Origin of the sequence: Endozoicomonas sp. SESOKO1, from assembly GCF_024606265.1 — a bacterium.
Classification (GTDB): domain Bacteria; phylum Pseudomonadota; class Gammaproteobacteria; order Pseudomonadales; family Endozoicomonadaceae; genus Endozoicomonas.
The window spans coordinates 1-17,194 of record NZ_JAHHPP010000033.1 but is presented as its reverse complement, the minus strand read 5'-3'; the positions used below and the strand labels follow the sequence as shown (position 1 = coordinate 17,194).

Annotated in this window: 13 protein-coding genes and 1 tRNA gene; all 14 read left to right on the top strand. The window is 46.6% G+C overall.

What is annotated here, in order from left to right; genetic code table 11:
• Nucleotides 1–278: 278 nt before the first annotated feature.
• The 14 genes from ruvC to KDK13_RS01935 all read left to right on the top strand — a co-directional run bounded on the left by ruvC (nucleotide 279) and on the right by KDK13_RS01935 (nucleotide 17,194).
• Nucleotides 279–803: a crossover junction endodeoxyribonuclease RuvC gene (gene ruvC / locus KDK13_RS02000; protein WP_257283113.1), complete on the top strand. Its 525-nt coding sequence runs from the start codon at nucleotides 279–281 to the stop codon at nucleotides 801–803.
• A 14-nt stretch (nucleotides 804–817) separates the two neighbouring features.
• The gene (ruvA, locus tag KDK13_RS01995; RefSeq protein WP_257283112.1) at nucleotides 818–1,435 is read left to right on the top strand and encodes a Holliday junction branch migration protein RuvA; all 618 of its coding nucleotides are present in this window, start codon (nucleotides 818–820) and stop codon (nucleotides 1,433–1,435) included.
• A 20-nt stretch (nucleotides 1,436–1,455) separates the two neighbouring features.
• The gene (gene ruvB / locus KDK13_RS01990) at nucleotides 1,456–2,457 is read left to right on the top strand and encodes a Holliday junction branch migration DNA helicase RuvB (RefSeq protein WP_257283110.1); all 1,002 of its coding nucleotides are present in this window, start codon (nucleotides 1,456–1,458) and stop codon (nucleotides 2,455–2,457) included.
• A gap of 464 nt (nucleotides 2,458–2,921) precedes the next feature.
• Entirely contained in the window at nucleotides 2,922–6,599 is a 3,678-nt protein-coding gene (locus tag KDK13_RS01985; RefSeq protein ID WP_257283109.1) for a hypothetical protein, read from the top strand.
• 362 nt (nucleotides 6,600–6,961) lie between these two features.
• Nucleotides 6,962–10,057 (top strand): ATP-binding protein, encoded by a 3,096-nt coding sequence (locus KDK13_RS01980; RefSeq protein ID WP_257283108.1) that lies wholly within the window; start codon nucleotides 6,962–6,964, stop codon nucleotides 10,055–10,057.
• A gap of 223 nt (nucleotides 10,058–10,280) precedes the next feature.
• Nucleotides 10,281–10,949, top strand: coding sequence for a protein TolQ (tolQ, locus tag KDK13_RS01975; protein WP_257283107.1), 669 nt, complete (start codon nucleotides 10,281–10,283; stop codon nucleotides 10,947–10,949).
• Nucleotides 10,950–11,012: 63 nt separating this feature from the next.
• Complete coding sequence (gene tolR, locus KDK13_RS01970; RefSeq protein ID WP_257283106.1) at nucleotides 11,013–11,426, top strand: protein TolR; 414 nt, start codon at nucleotides 11,013–11,015, stop codon at nucleotides 11,424–11,426.
• Nucleotides 11,427–12,290: a cell envelope integrity protein TolA gene (locus KDK13_RS01965; protein WP_257283105.1), complete on the top strand. Its 864-nt coding sequence runs from the start codon at nucleotides 11,427–11,429 to the stop codon at nucleotides 12,288–12,290.
• Nucleotides 12,287–13,621 carry a Tol-Pal system beta propeller repeat protein TolB gene (gene tolB / locus KDK13_RS01960; RefSeq protein ID WP_257283104.1) on the top strand — a complete coding sequence of 445 codons (1,335 nt, stop codon included), beginning with the start codon at nucleotides 12,287–12,289 and terminating at the stop codon, nucleotides 13,619–13,621. Before KDK13_RS01965 ends, tolB begins: the two co-directional genes overlap by 4 nt.
• Nucleotides 13,622–14,096: 475 nt before the next feature.
• Nucleotides 14,097–14,657 carry an OmpA family protein gene (locus KDK13_RS01955; RefSeq protein WP_257283103.1) on the top strand — a complete coding sequence of 187 codons (561 nt, stop codon included), beginning with the start codon at nucleotides 14,097–14,099 and terminating at the stop codon, nucleotides 14,655–14,657.
• A gap of 110 nt (nucleotides 14,658–14,767) precedes the next feature.
• Nucleotides 14,768–15,640, top strand: a complete 873-nt coding sequence (gene ybgF / locus KDK13_RS01950; RefSeq protein WP_257283102.1) for a tol-pal system protein YbgF — start codon at nucleotides 14,768–14,770, stop codon at nucleotides 15,638–15,640.
• A 20-nt stretch (nucleotides 15,641–15,660) separates the two neighbouring features.
• Complete coding sequence (gene queE / locus KDK13_RS01945) at nucleotides 15,661–16,299, top strand: 7-carboxy-7-deazaguanine synthase QueE (RefSeq protein WP_257283101.1); 639 nt, start codon at nucleotides 15,661–15,663, stop codon at nucleotides 16,297–16,299.
• Nucleotides 16,300–16,375: 76 nt separating this feature from the next.
• Nucleotides 16,376–17,074, top strand: coding sequence for a 7-cyano-7-deazaguanine synthase QueC (gene queC / locus KDK13_RS01940; protein WP_257283100.1), 699 nt, complete (start codon nucleotides 16,376–16,378; stop codon nucleotides 17,072–17,074).
• A 48-nt stretch (nucleotides 17,075–17,122) separates the two neighbouring features.
• Nucleotides 17,123–17,194, top strand: a tRNA-Lys gene (locus KDK13_RS01935).

Here is a 17,194-nt window from a genome sequence, read left to right as displayed (position 1 = left end):
GCAGTTAGCCAAGAGCAATAATCAGGTAGTTTCCATTAAAGATTAAAGGCCAGTGTGATCAGAAACAGCACCAGGGTGACACTGGCAATGGTCAGTAATGTTTTCATTTGATTATTCATCTGGCAGGCTGACTCCCCAAAACTCACGTTCAAGAGTAAGTCGCAACCGGTGAGTTTCGTAGCCTATTTTGGTAATGCCGTGTTTCAAAATTGTAATGCTGGAAACGTGTATGTATATACAGTATTCTTTTTAAACGACAGGTTTGGAACAAAAATGGAATGGCCATATTGTTGGGGATTGATCCGGGGTCCAGGATTACCGGGTATGGAATCATTGAGGAAATCGGCTCCCAATGTAAATACGTGGCGTCCGGTTGTATCCGCATTCAGGATGGGCCACTACCAGAAAGACTTGCCCGGATTTTTCAGGGTATCAATACGGTTATTGAAATGTACAGTCCGCAATCTGTCGGTATTGAGCAGGTGTTTATGGCACGCAATGCCGACTCTGCCCTGAAGCTTGGGCAGGCCCGTGGAGCGGCGATTGTTGCTGCGGTGAATCATGGCCTTGAAGTCTCAGAGTACTCGGCACGGCAGGTGAAGCAGGCGGTGGTGGGCAGGGGGTCTGCGGAAAAGTCCCAGGTACAGCACATGATTACTTCAATCCTGAAGTTGGATAAAACCCCTCAGGCCGATGCTGCCGATGCTTTAGCGGTAGCATTGTGTCACTCCCACACGCGGGCAAGCCTGGTGCGAATGGCCGGGGCAACGGGCAGAAGAAATCGTCGGTTATTAAGTCGTTAGAAGAGATACTGAATATGATAGGCAGACTGCGTGGTACTTTGCTGGAAAAAAAAGCACCATACCTGCTGATTGAGGCAGGGGGTGTGGGCTATGAAGTTGAAGCGCCGATGTCGGTGTTTTACCGTCTGCCAGAGATTGGTGTTGAAACCATACTGTATACACACTTTGTCGTTAGAGAAGATGCGCAGCTGCTCTATGGTTTCAGTGACGCCCGGGAAAGAGAGCTTTTCCGTACCTTGATAAAAGTGAATGGGGTTGGTCCAAAGCTGGGCTTGACCCTGCTTTCAGGAATTGAAGCGTCTGAATTTGTACGTTGTGTCCATGATGGCGACAGTGCCACTCTGGTGAAATTACCCGGGGTTGGCAAGAAAACAGCGGAACGCCTTATCGTGGAATTAAAAGATAAGCTGTCAAAATGGGATAGCTCAGCTGCACACTTTGATGGCCTGATGGGAACACCATTGGGGCAGGCCATGGCAAAACAGGCGGCTGATACTGAACAGGAAGCTGTCAGCGCCCTGGTGGCGCTGGGCTATAAGCCTCAGGAAGCCAGTAAGGTTATTGGTCGGATTAAAGTGGATGGCCTGTCCAGTGAAGAGCTGATCAGGCAGGCTTTAAAAAGTATGATTTAAGATGATTCCTGGACAAAACTATGATTGAAGCGGATCGCCTGATTTCGGCCAGTGAGCGCCCGATTGAAGATATTCAGGATCGGGCCATTCGACCCGTCAGGTTGAGTGAGTATACCGGGCAGCCCAAAGTCAGGGAGCAGATGGAGATATTTATCCAGGCGGCCCGAAAGCGTGGTGATGCTTTGGATCATACATTGATATTTGGCCCGCCCGGGTTGGGAAAGACAACACTCTCCCATATTCTGGCCAATGAAATGGGCAGTAATATCCGCTCCACTTCCGGGCCAGTGATTGAAAAGGCTGGAGACCTTGCCGCTCTCCTCACTAACCTTGAGCCTAATGACATCCTGTTTATTGATGAAATCCATCGTCTCAGCCCGGCCGTTGAAGAAGTGCTCTATCCGGCCATGGAAGATTATCAACTGGATATTATGATTGGTGAAGGGCCTGCGGCACGTTCGATTAAACTGGACCTTCCACCCTTCACACTGGTGGGAGCGACCACCCGTGCGGGGTTATTGACTTCACCCTTAAGGGATCGCTTTGGTATTGTTCAACGGCTTGAGTTCTACAATGTTGCGGATCTAAGCTCAATTGTTATCCGCTCTGCGGGTATTCTTGGGGTGCAGATGAGTAGCGAGGCGGCCAATGAAGTTGCCCGCCGTTCAAGAGGCACACCCCGCATAGCCAACCGGCTGCTGAGAAGAGTCAGGGATTATGCTGAAGTCAAAGGGGATGGTTCTGTAACTCGTGAGCTTGCAGATGCTGCCCTGAATATGCTGGATGTGGATGCCAGTGGTTTTGACCATATGGACCGTCGTTTATTGCTGGCCATGATAGAAAAATTTGATGGCGGGCCAGTGGGTGTTGACAGTCTTGCTGCAGCTATAAGTGAAGAGAGGGACACCATCGAAGATGTACTTGAACCCTACCTTATTCAACAGGGTTATATAATGAGAACGCCAAGAGGTCGGATATTAACTAAGAGCGCCTACCTGCATTTTGGCTATGATTACCCTTAAGTCTTTTTAAGTTGTATTTTGAACTAGACTTCAGTTCGTACCGGAGGATTTATCAGTCCCCTCAATCATTATTATGGTATTAATCGTTGTGGTGTTAATAAAGGGGGAACCGTTTTACTGCGATGCCGCAACCTTTTGCTCTTTTTGAGTATAGTAACATCAGTTCCCTGATACACTGGTCATGCAACTAAACTTTAACAGGTCCCAGTCAAATTGACGGCCAGATCAAAGCAAACAGGATGTATAATATGCTCCCAGCTGGAAAGCCTGAAACTTCCTACGGGATGCAGGTAGGCTCTAAGATCGATATATCAGGAGCAGAGTATCCATTAGGAGAGATGCGACTTGCCGGATCCAAAAGGCGTGTTACTCCTTTTGCATTACAGGGACAAGTAATCAGTAACAATATTATAGAAGGGAGGAGCAACAAGGAAATAGCAGGAGTAAAAGACAGGGGATGTCGCTTGGTTGAGCATCCAGATTCAATCAAGTGGTCAACGACTGGAGTTTTAGAAAGTCGTGTATCAGCCTCTGATGTTGTTTGGTCTTATGGGGGAATCAAGAAGCAGAAAACAGAGTACGGTACTCTCAGTCAACTGGAAGATCTTGCCGTGCTGATGGGATTTGCTAAAAGTTTAGGATTTTCCAATAGTACGGGTCAGGATAGTTGCGCCCACCTATCCAGAAAACTTCACCCTGTCATGGAGAAATTTGTCACTTTGTTTGACAATGAAAACCTCTCGTTGAACTGTTTTTATGAGGTGAGGTTTTATGCAAGGGATGATGTCGATAAACTGTATTTGCAAATAAAACATTCACATGCCGTTACGCTGTTGACCCCTGATATTGTTCCCAATCAGCAAAACCCCTTTGATCAGCTAACTCTTGAGCAGAGCGCACCTCCTGATCCAATGCATAGTCCTCATGGTATCTACATTGAATTGGATGATATTGAGGGGGATGAAGCGTTTTCAGGATTGATTAATCGAGTAAGGTTGCTTGATCCATTTGATGGGGAATCCAATATGAAATTCCTGATTCGTTTTCGGGAAAACATTCCTGATGATCAGATTGTTTCTAAAATTGCCAGCTATCGACTGGTTACTGGATGCACGGACAGGAATCAACTCTATTTTTCATGCAGTGTCCCTGTAACAACATTAAAAGAAGGTAAGTTGTTTATTGAGTTACAAACTCCGTTTATCAACTGTCCTGAACCCGATCTTGATGAGATATTTGATGTTGAAAAGGAATGTAAATCAACAAGGGATAAGCTGGAAAGAAAACCGGATGGCAGTGTAAATAATCAAAAGAACAGGGATCTTCTGCACCAGAAGTCTATACCTATTGTCAGAAATACAAAGCAGACTATGCCTGAGAAAAATGGCTTTGTCGGCGAATACCTTGGCTCAGGAATTGCCCAACGGGTATTTACCCATGCAGAGTTTAACAAAATAGCGGCAAAGGAAATCATGCGCCGCATGAATCTCTCAACGTCTGGAACAACGATCAGGACATTAGGCAGTACACAGAGGATATGTTCCTGTGTGATGACGGAACCCCTGCTGGGAAAAAATGGGGAAATCAAGTTTGTACTGAGTCCTATAGAATATATAGCTGTACCCTATGGTGATGGTGTTATTGTCAATGGCCCGGTTTGTGAGTCTGACTTTTCAGAAAAAACGGTACCCGATGGCGCAACTGCTGCTGATAACCCCGGGCCAGTGAGGAAAGCAAGAAACAGCCTATCAGAGTCCGATGCCTTTAATAACCTGGATGTTGTGCCTGTCCTGCATGGTGGGGAGGGGCTCAGCCCTGGGATATCGGCTAACCATAATATGACAGAAAAGATGCAAACTAATGGAAACCACGTTGAATCAGAATCTTATAAGGATGGCCATGTAACGGTGTTGGGACTGCAAAGGAAATATGACCAGGGAGAGATGGTTGAATATATATTGAAAGATCCTAATGAGAAACCGGAGGTTAAGTTTGAAATCATTAAAGGCATTCTGGATTTGATCGACAGGTGTGATCGATTTAACAAGATAATTGAGGAAAAAGGCAACGGCTGGGTTATCAAATGTGTTATCGATGGTAACTTTTCTAATTTTGCCTATGACCGGAAGAAACATCAGCTTATTTATCTTGATGTAGCCCCTGCAACAATAACCATCGACGGGCAGATTTTACCAGGGAATCAATTTATGATGGACTGGTTTCCTGAGCGACATGACTTTATTTCTAAAATGTCTGAAGACCCACAGATGTCAAAGCTGTTTGTGCTGGTGATGTTGACAAATGATCTTCGTCAACTTGAAAAAACCCAATCCAGGCTGATAATAGAATCGGTCAGTCATAATGCACATAAGGAGGAAACCTCTTCACTGCGAGATGTGGTGAGCAAGGTATCATCTTTACTGGCTGAAGATGATCGATTTTTATCCTGGTGCACCTTCCATTTTTTCCCGGCTTCAGAAAAGTTTATGGAAGGGTCGGGATATAATGAAAATGAATCTTTAGGGATCTGGGTTTCTGACGTTGTATCGAATTTGTTTGATCGATATATAAAAGAACCCTGGGTTAATTTTGATGGTAGTCCGGGTTATCAGGTTAACCTGGTTGATTCAGGAGAAATCAAGTCATTGCCATTATCCAGAAGAATGGAGTTGCTTCGTCTGTTGTCTGATGTGGTTTTTGGACACATGAAAAGAATAAAAAAAGGCTTGTCGGAAATAGCATTGAAGAAGTTGGATGAAGATGGCGTAACCAACAGTAAAATATCAGAAAGTATCCTGTCAAATATTGAATCTGAAGCAATGATGAAGAAGGCGATAAAAGGTGATTTTACCCACTTCTTTCCAGCGACCCATGCGACAAAAGAGATGTTTAATGAGGCTGCCTTTCTCTGGCTGAAAAGTTGGGAGGAATTCCATGGCTATGAACCCTTAAGGGATAAGGGTATCGACAGTGTCGTTGAATTAAGTTGCCAGTTATTGTTGGATGCCAAGCATGATGGGACCAGTGAATCTCTATTCGTTACCATACCTTGCTTGCAAAGGGCGGTCAAAAGGATCTATGACAAAAAAATCAATGTCCTCCTGGTTGAACCTTTTCATGGGCATAATAAGGAATTTCGCACAGCCTTGTATCAGTGGCGGTCTATGGCCCAGGATAAATCCCTGCGTCTGGAAGAATGCACTGGGGTTGAGGCATTTCATGGGGCTCTTGAGAATTTGACTATGGATACAATGGTACTCGTTAACCATCAGCCGGACAGTTCATACCTGATTGGTGATGTCAGTATAAACCCATGGTCCAGTATCTTTGTTATGAAGAAACGGGAACAGGCCTGTAAGCTAAACTGCTCCTTACAAGTTACCTACATGCCATGTCAGGATGGTTATGCAAAATTGTTTTTTGAAAAAGTCCTTCGAGGTTTGAAAAACCTCTATGAAGCCAGACAGGAAATAAGTTTTGGCAATAAAAAGAGTGAAAAGCTCTCTGATGAAAGTTTTCTCAAGAAGCTTGTTGTATGGGTTCCGGGAAGCTGTGCTGAAATTATCAAGGCTGAATCGGGGGATGAGCATGTGTTTATCAAAATGAATTTGTCGTCTAATATCATGTTCCGGCTAAAGCCATGGCTTCGTGGTTATGTGGATATGATACAAGATGAATTTGGCCGGGAGCGCTCTCCAAGGGTATATCTGATTATGCCATTGCCTTCACAAAATTCCAGGGAGTATGCGCGCTGGATGTTGCGTCTTACGAAAGATAGAAATGGTAATGACATATCATTCATGAACTTTAACAGTGGGCTTACCATGAGTATGCTTCAGGAAAAGATTAAGAAAAGTATCAAGGAGGCAACATCTTCCAGGCCGGATTTTATGTTTATAGAGGGAGGGTATGGGTATCGGTCGGGTAATTTTCTACTGCATGATACGCCAGTAGTCAGAGTATGCAGCGGTTATGATGAGAACTTCCTCAAGGAAATAGACGGCGTTAGACCTATAGATATTTCCCTTGAATCAGTTTCTGCCGACAGATCATCCACTTCCTGTATGGATTGGGATACTGATAGCATGAACTCTCTGGAATGTGAAAACGAAGTCTGTGTAAACTTCTATACCGAGCAATAAAACTGGTCATGTTGGATGATGGTTTTCTGATAATTACGGTTGCAGTACCTATGAAATGTTTACGGATGTAATTTGGTTTTATGGCTACATCTATCCGTCAGAAGATCACGCTATTTAATCTGCTACCAGCGATAGTTTTTTACTGTATTATTACGTTTGTGTTTCTATACTTTACCTTTCGGACAGCCTCTGAGGAAATTGGCAGAAGACATCTTAATGAAACATTGCGATATGCAGCAACCTTCGATACCAAAATCAGTAAAGTTATTCTGGCTGGCAGGGCTTTGTCCTTATCTGCTACTGAGATTTCTTATCATGACCTTTCCTCAAAAGTTATTTCAATATTCATGGATATGCCCTATGTGAAATCGGTATCCATTGTCGATTTTGAAAAGAAAGGTGGGGCGTTGATAAAAAGCAAGGATCCTGATTATTTTGATTGGATGGATAAAAAATTTGTATCCACAGATCAGGGATCAGTTTATTCCATTCCCGATCATATCTATTTATCAATACATAACGATTTAGAGTATGATTGGTACGTTAATACTGAATTAACCGGACCGGTTTTTTATACCAGCTTTCTGGTCAGGGTTTCTGATGATAGCCAACGTGCTCGCTTTCTGAGGCTTGATCTGGATACCGCCCAACTGGTTAATATGCCCATGAATCTGGATTTTCGGGTTCGCATGATTATCGCTGACCCTTCCGGCAATATTGTGTACGCTAATGGCATATCGCTGCTGAAGTACCGAACTATTGAAAGATTCTCAAGGCAGGGGCCTTGTGAGGGCAGTGGAGAACTTTTTTTTCCTTCAGAGAATGGTGGTTCGTTCAAGCATTTACTTTATAGTCCTGTCACACTTTCCGGGCCAGATGAGCCCTGCGGCTTTATGAAAGATGTTTTGCACAATGTTGTCGAGGAGGAAAAACTCGTCAGTGTCCGTATTCTAACCAGGGGCAATTATCGGTGGTCAGCAGCGGTTCCTGTTAAATCCACCGGTTGGTTTTTCAGTTACAGCATAATGGAAATTGACATTATGAAGCCGGTCTATAAACAGGCCTTCTTGAGTGCAAGCCTGATTGGCCTGGCTATGGTTCTGGCAATAATATGCTTATGGGTTGTCTCTGGCAGGATTACCCGGCCCCTGAATGAATTAAAACGTGAAATGAATACGTTTGGTTTTTTGCCAAGTGACTCGAGTGACAACTTTCAGGATTCAAAGGATGAAGCTGTCAGTCTGAACAGAAGCTTTATCAGGTTACAAGAACGGCTTTTAAACAGGGAAGAGGCTTTACAAAAAGCACGGGCTCAAAATATGGCCAGCCTTGTCCAGCAGCTGAGAGGACGGTATTTCTATTTTCATCTGGCCAGTTCTGGAGATATTACCTATGTAAGTCCGTCGATTGCTTCTGTACTGGGTTTCACCGTAGAGGAGTTTTCCGGGAAAATTCAGGGTTACTTAACGGATTCAGCCATTAACGATACCTTCAGAAGCATCCTGAAACAATTGCCCAAAGGCGTTTGGCATGAAACATTTGAACTGGAAATTTTTCATAAAGATGGTTCCATACGCTGTATTGAAGTGGGTTGTGCGGGGCATTCCAATAAAAGTTCCCTGACCGGGAAGAGCAAAGGCCAGCACCTGGACAGTATTGAGTGTATGGGAAATGATATTACCCACCTTGTTCGTGATACGGAAAAATTCAAGGCGCTGATAGCCGGGTCGCCAGATGCTATTGTTATCACCGATACCGCGGGTGTCATCAACCTGGTGAATCCCAGGGTTGAAGATCTTTTTCGTTATCATGAAGGGGATTTGCCGGGGCTTCCATTAGCACTGTTAATTGATCCTGAGTACCGGTCAGATCTGATGCTTCTGAAGAAGCTCGACTCAGATGACATTGACAGCCATTGTCTGGATGCAAAGCTCTCCCGGGGGATTGATAAGTATGGCCATGGATTCCCAGTTGAAATATCCAGCAATGTTCTGGCAACGGCCGATGGTTTGCTGATATCCATCGTCTTTCGTGACATTACCCAGAGAAAGCGGATTGAAGGCGAGCTACTGAAGGCTAAAGAAACGGCAGAAAAGGCCAGTCAGGCAAAATCCCTGTTCCTGTCACACATCAGTCATGAACTGAGGACCCCGCTTAATGGCGTCCTTGGTTATGCGCAGCTGCTTCTGGCGGATAGTGATGTTCCTGATAAATACCGGGACAGCCTGTCATCACTTGAGGCTTGTGGTTTGCATCTTTTGACAATGATTAATGACATTCTGGATATCACCAAGATTGAAAGTGGTATTGTGAGAACCCAGGTGGAGCCTTTTAATATCCAGGTGACTCTGGACATGGTATTTGCCAATTTTCGTGAAACGGCGAAAGTCAAAGGTTTGAACTTACTGCTTGATATTCTTCCAAATGTAGAACTGGAAATAATCGGGGATAACGTCAAGCTGCGCCAGGTGTTGATCAATTTGATTGGGAATGCCATCAAGTTTACTGACTCTGGCAGCGTCTATCTAAAGGTTTTTGTAAAAGGCGAAAAACTTCAGTTTGAAGTGCTTGATAGTGGCGTAGGCATAATATCATCAGACCTGGCGCAGCTGTTTCAGCCGTTTACCCAGCTTAAACGAGGGCAGGAGTGTGGAGGCGCTGGTCTGGGGCTTTCTATCAGTTATCGCCTGGTGGAGGCCATGGGGGGAGAACTTCAGGCTGAGAGTGAGCCTGGAAAAGGCAGTCGTTTCTATTTCAGTATTCCATACCAGGTGAGCCATGAGGAGAGTAGAAAAGTATTCGTTGACTCCTCCTCGAACAATGGCGGATCGGATATAAAACCGGAACTCGTTAATAAACGTCAAATTCTGGTGGTTGACGATAGTGTTAATAACAGAGATATGCTGGTAAAGGCCCTTAAGTCCAAATCGTTTCATGTTGAGGCTGCTGAGGGTGGTTTTGAAGCCGTGGAAAAATGCAGAACCACTCGCTATGATCTTATTTTGATGGATCTCAGGATGCCAGGTCTGGACGGTTTTGATGCGGCCAGGGCGATTCACCGTATCGGTCGGCAACCATCGATAAAGATTATGGCAGTCTCTGCCAGTGTGTCAGAACAGACAAGGGTAAAAATTTCGGATTCCGGCTTTTGTGGCTTTATTGCCAAACCCGTGCGCTTTGATGAACTGTTCGCTTGTATTTATCACCATTTGGAAAACGATAACGACCTGTCTTCTGATTTGCCACTCTCTGAAGTTTGTCAGGAAGAAATGGCTACGACGTTGAAGCGCTTGCTTGAGATAGGTGATCTGAAAACACTGGAAGGAAAAGCTGAAGATTGGTCTTTAAAACCGGGTTATGGCAATGTTCCTGAAAAAATTATTCAGTTGTGCAAACTCCTTGATATCACCGGGCTGGAGACACTCTGTAACGCTTTACTGGATCATTCTCACTCATAGTCTCCGTTAAACCGGGCAAAAGCAGCATTGCCAATACTGCCTGCGCAGCCTGGTTTCTGTAGGGTATCTGTAAATCTGATTTGATCTCTCTCTCCGGCATGCTATTCATCAGTTATTCACCATTATCAAGTGGTTCTGATCCCCATACTGGTTTTTGGTGTTATGATCAGTCTATTTTCAACTTCATAATTGATGGATAGAGAGGTTGTCGGTGGCAGAAAGCATGTCTCTGTGGGCTCTGGTTGGCAACGCCAGCTGGATTGTGTTGCTGGTATTACTGGCACTGGTAGCGGCATCGGTTGTTTCATGGATGATGATTATCCAGCGGGGAGCCCTGCTCAGAAATGCGCAGCAGGCCATGATTGCTTTTGAAGATCGTTTCTGGTCGGGGATGGATCTCATTCTGCTGTACAAGGAAGTACAGCAAAATGAACACCCTGACTCAGGGTTGGAGTACATCTTTAAAGCCGGTTTTACCGAGTTTACCCGTCTTCGAAACCAGGGGGCTGATGATCCTGATGCGGTTATGGAAGGTGCTCAGCGGGCCATGAGGGTAGCCATTTCCAGGGAGCAGGAGCGACTCGAGGCAAACCTTCCCTTCCTTGCCAGCGTTGGTTCTACCTGTCCTTATCTTGGTCTTTTTGGAACAGTGGTAGGAATTATGAACTCTTTTCGAGGGCTGGCAGTGGTTCAGCAGCCAACGCTTGCGTCGGTTGCACCGGGCATTGCCGAGGCTTTGCTGACAACAGCCGTTGGCCTGGTTGCCGCTATCCCGGCGGTTGTTGCCTATAACCGCTATGCTTCAAGGGTTGAAGCCCTTTTGTCCAATTACGAGACATTTGCGGATGAGTTTTCCAGTATCCTTCATCGTAAAGTTTACAGCCGGACATAAAGGGATCTTACCGCAATGTCACCGATGAGAAGTGGGACAAAGATAAGAAATCGTCGTAAACCCATGTCTGAAATAAACATGGTGCCGTTTATCGATATCATGATGGTGCTATTGGTAGCCTTTATGATCAGTGCTCCCATGATGACTCAGGGAGTGAAAGTAGAACTGCCCAAAACCAGCAGTGACAATATTGCCCTGCCAGAAGACAAGGAAGTCCTGATTGTCTCTATCAAGGCGGATGGCAGTTATTATATGGACATCGGATCTGACCATGACAAAGCTGTTAATCTTCCTGCCCTGACGGAGAAAGTCAGTAAGGTGGTGAGTGCCAGACCCGGTATTCAAGTGTTGATTCAAGGAGACACCAACGTTGCTTATGGATCAGTAGTGCAATTAATGGCTGGCCTGCAAAACTCAGGTATCAGTCATGTCGGGCTGGTAACGGATCCTGTGGCGGCTGGCATGGAAGAGCGGTAGATGAAAAGATGGTTTAACAATGCTTTTCCTGCCTTTTTAGCCAGGGTGACAGAAGGTTATGGTTTTGCGATAGCCCTCTCCCTGGTGCTTCATCTTATTATGTTTGGTGTGCTTTTAGTCAGCTGGAGCGAAGACTCCAGTACTAAAATAATGCCACCGATGCCAATCAGTGCAGCGTTGGTCGCATTGCCTGAACCGGCGGAAAAACCGCAGACCGTCAGGAAGCCTGTACAGAGTCAGGTGGAACAAAAGCGCAGAGAAGAGGCAAAAAGGCAGGCGGAAGCAAAAAAAATAGCAGAAGCAAAGCGCAAAAAAGCTGAGCAGCAACGACAGGAGCGGGAGCGGCAGAAAGCCCTGGCCTTGAAGCGGGAAGAGGAAAGAAAGCGGGAAGAAAACCGGCAGGAAGAGCTTCGTAAAATGGAAGAAGCGGCCCGGGAGCGTCAGGAGCAGGAGAGGCGTCAGCAGGAAAAAGAGCAGAAACGCCAGGAGCAGCAAGCGCTTCAGCAAGCCATGGCAATGGAGCAGCAGGCTTTGGAAGCTGCCCAACAGCTTGAGCATGACCAACTCCAGCAAGCAAAATATGCGGCGCTGATTAAAAGCCTGACCTCTCAGTATTGGAACAGGCCTCCCAGTGCACGCAATCATATGGTGGCAGAAATTCGAATCAGTCTTTCACCTTTCGGTGATGTGCTGGATATTACTATGGTGACATCCAGTGGCAATGATGAGTTTGATCGCTCAGTGATTCAGGCTATACGCCGGGCGTCGCCCTTTTCAGAGTTGAAGAATCTTGATCGACGAATTTTTGATCAATACTTCCGACGAATTACCTTCCGATTCAGGCCCGAGGATCTGGTTAAATGAGGCACTTATTTAAAACTGTTTTTTTATTTTACTGTCTGCTTTGGGGGATCAGTGCCCAGGCAGAGCTGGTTATTGAGGTAACACGGGGGAATGACAAAGCGGTATCCATGGCGGTTTCACCCTTCAGCTGGAGGGGGGAGAAGGTGTTGCCAGAAGACCCTGCGGCAATCATAGATAACGATTTGAAACTCAGCGGTCTGTTCAAGGCACTGCCAAGAGCCAGTATGCTCAGCTTCCCGGCCAGTGAGTCTGAAGTTTATTATCGTGACTGGAAGGTGCTTGGGGCTTCTTACCTGGTAACGGGACAGGTGGCGCTTAAGGACAATGCCTACACCATGAACTATCAGCTTTATGATGTTATCAGGGGCAAGCGCATTGCCAGGGGAGGGTTCACCGGAAACAGTGCCCAGCTTAGGGAGATGGCTCATCGCATCAGTGATGCTGTCTATGAAAAGATCACCGGCCTGAAGGGCGACTTTTCAACCCGGATTTTATACGTAACAGCGCAGCGGCATGACGCGAAAAGAACGGATTATCAGCTCAATTATGCCGATGCTGATGGTAAGCGCAACAGGATGGTCTTCAGCTCAAGTGAGCCTATTTTATCGCCCAGTTGGTCGCCAGATGGAACCAGGGTTACCTATGTTTCCTTTGAGCAGGGTCGTCCGGCGATCTACATGCAGGAACTGGCGACGGGGAACCGCAAAAAGCTGACCGGCTTTAAAGGGCTTAATAACTCCCCGGTATGGGCGCCGGATGGTAAATCCATTGCCATGGTGCTTTCCAAAGATGGTAATCCGGACGTTTACATTCTTGATCTGGCCACGAATAAAGTCAGTAATGTATCGATTCACTATGCCATTGACACTGAACCGGACTGGATGCCGGATGGGAACAGTATCATTTTTACCTCAAATCGCGGTGGGAGTCCTCAGATCTATCAGCAGGAGGTCAGTCGTAAAAGTGATGGTGAATTTATTCCAAAAGGTAAGCCCCGCCGTCTGACCTTTGAAGGGCGGTTCAATGCCCGGGCCAAGGTATTTCCTGATGGCAAGTCGCTTGCCCTGGTGCATAAAGGGCAGGGATCTGCTGACTACAACATCGCTGTTCTCGACCTGGATACGGATAGACTGCGGCTACTGACGTCATCCAAGCTGGAAGATTCTCCCAGTATTGCTCCGGGAGGTCGCAGGCTCATCTATTCTGTTCAGGGTGGCAAGCATGGTGAGTTGGGTATCGTCTCTGCCGATGGCCGTGTGAAGCAGCGATTGCCTTCTGCTGAGGGTGATGTACGGGAGCCTGCATGGGGGCCAGGTCTTAGTCTCAGATAGGGTTAAGGCAGGGTAACCGTTCTATTGCTCTTTTAAGCTGATTTAAGCTGACACAAGATAGACGTTTTTTGCCCTGCCGATTTTCCGACTTGCTGCTATGCTCGTTTAACCTGCTCTTGTGAATGAGCTGTCTAAAGTCCGGGAGGCTGATTGATAACAGCCTCGAACTGAATAAGTGAAGGCAATGGCGGAGGTTGCTGGAGGGTGATGTTATCCTTTATCGTACTTTCCACTGGTGTAATACGACATGATCGAAGACCAACTCGGCTTTCGTTCGTTTTTTCAATATGCCGGGGTGGTTAAAATGATGCAGTCACCCTTTTGCTCCCTTCTATTCAAACCTGCTTTTTTTTGGTGGCTCTTTCCCTGAGGAAACCTTATCATCCCTTGGTATTCGGGCTAGTCGGGTGACCTCAGTTCTGATAATGTACTGCACGAATTTTTGAAATCCCGTAGAGAATGATTGGAGTTGAAAATGCAAATTGCCAATGTTGTTAAAGCAGCTTTTATGGCTGTAGCTGCTATCTGGCTGGCAGGGTGTGCTTCCAAGAAAGAGCCAACTACTGCAGAAACCCAGCCGCCGGTGATTACTGTTGAAGAAGAAGTGCTGGTTGAAGTTCAGCCGGTTCTGGATCCTGCCGTACAGGCGGTCATTGATAGTGGCAGGATTGATGAGTCTCCGGAAGAAATTCAGGCGCTGCTGGACAAAAACACCTACTTCTTCCCATTTGACAGCTCCAGGCTGGGTGATGAAGCTTACAAGGCTCTGGATGTTCATGCTGCATACCTGACTTCTGATCTGGGTTACATGAAAAATATCGTTATTCAGGGCCATACGGATGAGCGCGGTACCCGTACCTACAACCTGGCCCTGGGTGAGCGTCGTGCCATAGCGGTGAAAGATTACCTGGTTGCTAAAGGCGTAGGAGCTAACCGTGTTGAAGTGGTCAGCTTTGGCTTTGAGAAGCCTCTGGATCCTGAGCACAATGAAACGGCTTGGGCTTTGAACCGTCGCGCAGTAATTGTTACTGAGTAATCGATAATATCAGTCACTCTCTTGATACTTTCCCTGTAAAAGTCTGCTGAAAAGCGGACTGGTGAAGTCGTTCGGAGTGCGACTGGTATCATTATTTTGTCGGGGGATGAATGCGTAGAGGAAAAACTAACCCAACGTTGGTTTTCAGGGCGATGCTGGGTTTTCCAGTGTTGGTTGCTGGTGCTCTGAGCTCAGTGGCAATGGCGGCAGCTCCGGTTGAAGAACTCAGGCCTATGGGGTTTTCGTCTGAATCCCGTACTGTTGTCAGTAAGATCCCAGATGAACCTGTTACGATTTCATCCTTACCGGATACAGATGATGATTATGATGATTACAATGGTACGGCACACCTGCTTAATACCATTGACCAGCTTCGGCAGGAAATGATGGAAATGCAGGGGCAGCTTGAAGAGCAAGCTTTCCGTATTGAGCAACTGCAGCAGGAAGGTCGGGACAGATATCTTGATCTTGATGAGCGAATCTCCCGATTGACCAGTCAGGCTGGAAAAGCGCTTGCCCCGGCTTCTGTTACGAACTTAAAGCCGCCGATGGCAAACGCTCCCGTAGCAGGGGCGGTAGAAAAAAAGGCCCCATCGGTGTTGAAAGCCGAAGAAGCCGCTTACCAGTCAGCATTTGCTCATATTCGGTCCAAGCAGTTTGATGAAGCAAAAAAAGCACTCCAGGAACAGCTTAAAACCTACCCTGAGGGCCGTTATGCCGACAATGCCCATTACTGGCTGGGTGAGGTCAATATGGCTCAGGGGCATTATGATGCGGCCAAAGAGTCCTTCCAGATTATTTTGAATACCTTTCCAAAAAGCGCAAAAGTTCCGGATGCCAGCTATAAGCTTGGACGAGTGCACGACTTGCTCGGAAATCAGCAAGAGGCGAAAAAAATCCTTGAGTTGGTTATTCAGCGATATCCTGATAGCTCAGCAGCAAGACTTTCCGATACCTATTTGAGAGCAATGGGCGGTTCCTGATATCCGTGCTGGTATCTTGAATGCTAAGAATTACCGAGATCTTTTACTCATTACAGGGAGAGACCAGAACCACTGGGTTACCTACGGTGTTTGTGCGCTTGACGGGTTGTCCCCTGCGTTGTCGCTGGTGTGATACGGATTACGCCTTTAAGGGCGGGGATCTGTTATCCATTGAAGCCATCCTGGACAGGGTATCAGCCTATAGTCCCAGATATGTCACCGTGACTGGTGGCGAGCCTCTGGCCCAGCAAACATGTTATGGTTTGCTTTCTCGCCTGGCAGACCAGGGGTATGAGGTTTCACTTGAAACCAGTGGCGCTATCAGCCTCTCTAAAGTGGACTCCCGAGTGGTCAAGGTGATGGATCTGAAGCCTCCGGCTTCGGGAGAATCGCATCGCAATTTATATGAAAATATCGGTTTTCTTGACAATAAAGACCAGCTGAAATTTGTGATTGCCGATCGTGGTGACTATGAATGGTCTGTTTCTAAATTAATCCAATATGACCTGGCGAACAGGGTTTCCGATGTGCTTTTTTCTCCAGTCAGTGGTGCAATGTCGGCTGAGGTACTGGCGGGGTGGATCCTTGAAGACCGGCTTCCTGTAAGGTTTCAATTACAGCTGCACCGGATGATCTGGGGGGATCTGCCGGGTGTTTAAAGTCTGTTGACTGCGTGTCCAGCACCAACAGCTTTAATGTTTTTGGTTAATATTCGTTTAATAAAAGGTGTTGTTGATGAAGAAAGCCGTTGTCCTTTTATCCGGCGGGCTGGATTCGGCCACCGTTCTGGCGATGGCTTCAGAGCAGGGGTTTGAATGTTACTCGGTCAGTTTTGACTATGGCCAACGTCACCGTTCCGAGCTTGAGGCTTCGGGCAGGGTGGCTGCGGCCCTGGGTGTCCGTGAACACAAGGTTTTAACCCTGGGGTTGACGGGCATAGGCGGTTCCGCACTGACGGATGATGGCATTGCTGTCCCGGATTTCAACGATCCGTTCAAGGATTCCTGTCGCCAGATTCCGGTCACTTATGTTCCTGCAAGAAATACGGTTTTTCTCTCTCTTGCCCTTGGCTGGGCAGAGGTATTGGGGGCTCGTGATATTTTCATCGGTGCCAATATCGTTGATTACTCGAATTATCCGGACTGTCGCCCGGAGTACCTGAAGGCATTTGAAACCATGGCAAATCTTGCCACACGGGCTGCTATTGAAGGTGATCTTTTTCGTATCAGGGCGCCACTGCTGAATTTAACCAAGTCTGAAATAATTTCTGAAGGGGTAAGGCTAGGAGTGGATTATGGCATGACCGTCTCCTGCTATCAGGCTGATGAATATGGGGCTGCCTGCGGTGTTTGTGACAGTTGTCATTATCGGCGAAAGGGGTTTCTTGAAGCAGGGGTTGATGACCCTACGCCTTATCAATGTGTTGCGGTCTAACTTAAACCGCTTGTAAAACGAACGTCGGCGCGTATACTTCCAGAAAATGGGTCGTTAGCTCAGTTGGTAGAGCAGTTGGCTTTTAACCAATTGGTCGTAGGTTCGAATCCTACACGACCC

What these genes read in the sequence shown, in the direction of transcription:
- ruvC (WP_257283113.1), top strand. Translation starts at nt 279, where the DNA reads ATGGCCATATTGTTGGGGATTGATCCGGGGTCCAGGATTACCGGGTAT.
- ruvA (WP_257283112.1), top strand. Translation starts at nt 818, where the DNA reads ATGATAGGCAGACTGCGTGGTACTTTGCTGGAAAAAAAAGCACCATAC.
- ruvB (WP_257283110.1), top strand. Translation starts at nt 1,456, where the DNA reads ATGATTGAAGCGGATCGCCTGATTTCGGCCAGTGAGCGCCCGATTGAA.
- tolQ (WP_257283107.1), top strand. Translation starts at nt 10,281, where the DNA reads ATGTCTCTGTGGGCTCTGGTTGGCAACGCCAGCTGGATTGTGTTGCTG.
- tolR (WP_257283106.1), top strand. Translation starts at nt 11,013, where the DNA reads ATGTCTGAAATAAACATGGTGCCGTTTATCGATATCATGATGGTGCTA.
- KDK13_RS01965 (WP_257283105.1), top strand. Translation starts at nt 11,427, where the DNA reads ATGAAAAGATGGTTTAACAATGCTTTTCCTGCCTTTTTAGCCAGGGTG.
- tolB (WP_257283104.1), top strand. Translation starts at nt 12,287, where the DNA reads ATGAGGCACTTATTTAAAACTGTTTTTTTATTTTACTGTCTGCTTTGG.
- KDK13_RS01955 (WP_257283103.1), top strand. Translation starts at nt 14,097, where the DNA reads ATGCAAATTGCCAATGTTGTTAAAGCAGCTTTTATGGCTGTAGCTGCT.
- ybgF (WP_257283102.1), top strand. Translation starts at nt 14,768, where the DNA reads ATGCGTAGAGGAAAAACTAACCCAACGTTGGTTTTCAGGGCGATGCTG.
- queE (WP_257283101.1), top strand. Translation starts at nt 15,661, where the DNA reads ATGCTAAGAATTACCGAGATCTTTTACTCATTACAGGGAGAGACCAGA.
- queC (WP_257283100.1), top strand. Translation starts at nt 16,376, where the DNA reads ATGAAGAAAGCCGTTGTCCTTTTATCCGGCGGGCTGGATTCGGCCACC.